This is a genomic window from Deinococcus sp. (assembly GCF_018260555.1).
Taxonomy (GTDB): domain Bacteria; phylum Deinococcota; class Deinococci; order Deinococcales; family Deinococcaceae; genus Deinococcus.
Genome location: NZ_JAGLBB010000129.1, coordinates 1 through 2724, shown reverse-complemented (window position 1 = coordinate 2724; position 2724 = coordinate 1). Strand labels below are relative to the sequence as shown.

The 2724-nt window shown below is 64.1% G+C and carries 3 protein-coding genes and 1 pseudogene; 1 reads left to right on the top strand and 3 read right to left on the bottom strand.

Going from position 1 to position 2724, the window contains the following annotated elements:
• Nucleotides 1-202, bottom strand: a pseudogene (locus QZ271_RS14205) (hypothetical protein); the annotation flags it as partial.
• A 136-nt stretch (nt 203-338) separates the two neighbouring features.
• Between QZ271_RS14205 and QZ271_RS14200 the strand changes: the two are divergent.
• Nucleotides 339-1547: a VWA domain-containing protein gene (locus QZ271_RS14200; protein ID WP_291432578.1), complete on the top strand. Its 1209-nt coding sequence runs from the start codon at nt 339-341 to the stop codon at nt 1545-1547.
• Nucleotides 1548-1643: 96 nt separating this feature from the next.
• Here the strand turns inward: QZ271_RS14200 and QZ271_RS14195 are convergent, their stop codons facing one another.
• On the bottom strand, nt 1644-2096 hold the full coding sequence (locus QZ271_RS14195; protein ID WP_291432576.1) for a DinB family protein: 453 nt from the start codon (nt 2094-2096) through the stop codon (nt 1644-1646).
• A gap of 70 nt (nt 2097-2166) precedes the next feature.
• Nucleotides 2167-2541: a large conductance mechanosensitive channel protein MscL gene (gene mscL / locus QZ271_RS14190; RefSeq protein WP_291432574.1), complete on the bottom strand. Its 375-nt coding sequence runs from the start codon at nt 2539-2541 to the stop codon at nt 2167-2169.
• Nucleotides 2542-2724 lie beyond the last annotated feature (183 nt).

The window sequence follows — 2724 nt, the reverse complement described above, 5'->3', positions numbered from 1 at the left end:
GGGCGTCCACGCGCAGTGTGCCGCTGCCCAGCTGCGCGGCCAGCTGGCGGGCCAGAGCGGCGTGGTCACGCAGCAGCAGACCCCAGTCGGCGCCTTCCAGCGCGGCCAGCGCCCCGGCCAGCCGCGCCTGCGGGTCGCCGCGTTCGGCGTGCAGGCGCACGAGTCGGGCGTCAGGACGCAGGGAGGCAGAAGCATCAGTCATACCCTCCATTGTGACGCACCCGGCGCAGCGGTTGGAAGAGCGGGCGGGCGCAGCAACATTCACGCGCGTGAAAGGCCCAGACCCTTACAAAGTGCGGCCCGGAAACGCGCCATGCTGGGAGTGAACGGAGGTCTTCATGGCGCGCATTACCCGGTACAGCAAGTTCGAGGGGGAACTGGATCAGCTGGATTCCAGTGAACTGATGCAGATGATTCAGGAGGCGCTGCTGGGGCAGGGCATGAACGACCCGTACGACCCGGACCCGAACGCCCGGCCCAGCATGGACGACCTGTTCGACGCGATCCTGGAAGCGCTGGCCGAGCGCGGCATGATCCCCGAAGATCAGCTGCTGGAGGCCATGCAGGCCGACGACATCCGCGAGACGGGGCTGGGGCAGCAGATTCAGCAGTTGATGGACCGCCTGCAACAGGAAGGCTTTATCCGCAAGGAGTTCGAGGACGGCGAGGGCGGCGGCGCGGGCGAACCCGGCGACGCGAAATTCCAGTTGACCGACAAGAGCATCGACTTCCTGGGCTACAAGAGCCTGCGGGACCTGATGGGCGGCCTGGGGCGCAGCAGCGCGGGCGCGCACGACACCCGCGAGTACGCGTCGGGCGTCGAGATGACCGGCGAACTGAAACCCTACGAGTTCGGGGACACCATGAACCTCGACACGACCGCCACGCTGGGCAACGTGATGGGCAAGGGCTTCGAGAACCTCGAAGAGTCGGATCTGGTGATCCGGCAGGCCGAGTACAACTCGTCGGCGGCGACGGTGGTGCTGCTGGACTGCTCTCACTCCATGATCCTGTACGGCGAGGACCGCTTCACGCCGGCCAAGCAGGTGGCGCTGGCGCTGGCGCACCTGATCCGCACGCAGTACCCGGGCGACACCGTGAAATTCGTGCTGTTCCACGACAGCGCCGAGGAAGTGCCGGTATCCAAACTGGCGCAGGCGCAGATCGGGCCATACCACACGAACACGGCGGGCGGCCTGCGACTGGCGCAGCAGCTGCTCAAGCGTGAGAACAAAGACATGAAGCAGATTGTGATGATCACGGACGGGAAACCCAGCGCCCTGACCCTCCCGGACGGCCGCATCTACAAGAACGCGTACGGCCTGGACCCCTACGTGCTGGGCGCGACCCTGCGCGAGGTCGCCAACTGCCGCCGCAGCGGCATTCAGGTGAACACGTTCATGCTGGCCCGCGACCCGGAACTGGTGGGTTTCGTGCGCCGCGTCAGCGAGATGACGCGCGGCAAGGCGTACTTCACGACGCCGCAGAACATCGGACAGTACGTGCTGATGGACTTCGTGACGAACAAGACCAAACTGGTGAACTGAACGCCGGGACGCACAGAAAGCCGCTGGCAGCGTAAATCTGCCAGCGGCTCTTTCTGATGTACTGCCTGACGTGCTGTTCGGTGGCTGCCGGGTGCCTCAGCCCATCTTGACGAACATGGGCGGTTTGACGCCCACCATGCGGGCCATGACCCACACCTGTCCCTTGTGGTGCGCCTCGTGGGTGATGATCATGTCGAGCAGGGCGGTGACGGGCATCTCGCGGCCGCCGAAGGCCGGGACGCGGCGGGCGAGGTCGTCGTCGGTCAGGGCGCTGATGGCGGCCAGGGCCAGTTCGTTGGTGTCCCACAGGCGGCCGCGCGCCTCGGTGAGGGTCTGGCTGGGTTCCGGAGCCGCCTCGGGCGCCTGCCCCTGGATCATGCTCAGGAAACGGGTCGCGCTGATAGACAGGTGATCGGCCTGCGCCATGAAGTTCATGCCACCTTCCCAGGCGCTGAAGGTGCCCTGATCCTCCGGCAGCTGCTCGTAGAGGTCCATCAGGGCGGCGCGGTGCATCTGGAAGGCGCGGGCGTAGTTCGCGGATCGGCTCATGCCCAGCAGGATAAGGGCGCGGCCCCCACGTGTGTGAGGGCCGCGCTTCAGTCTGTGCTGGGACGGGGGTTCAGCGGGCGCGCAGGGCGTCGCGGATTTCGGTCAGGAGCTTCTCTTCGTTGCTGAGGTCGGGGGCGGCGTCGGCGGCCCTGGTCATGCGCTCACGCATGCGGTTGTAGGGCACGACGACAAGGGAGTAGAGGACGAACATGGTGAGCAGGAAGGTAATCAGGGCCGTGATGAACAGGCCGTAGTCGAAGTCCACACCGTTGACTGTGAATTTGCCGCCGACGGCGCCGCCGCCCGTAATGAGTTTGATGAGCGGGTTGATGAAGGCGTTCGAGAAGGCCGTGACGAGCGCCGCGAAGGCCGCGCCGGTGACGAAAGCAATGGCGAGGTCAACAATGTTGCCGCGCATGATGAAATCCCGGAATCCACTAATCATGCGGGAATTTTTTCATCCTATTCACCGGATAGCAACAAGGTTCACACACACTTGTCTAGATGACTGGCGAAATGATGTAGGGTGGATCAGATTAGAACGTCCCACTGTAACTGCTCAGCACGATAAACACGGCAAAAAACGCTTGTTCCCGTTTTGTATGAGCATAATATTTACTGCAAATCT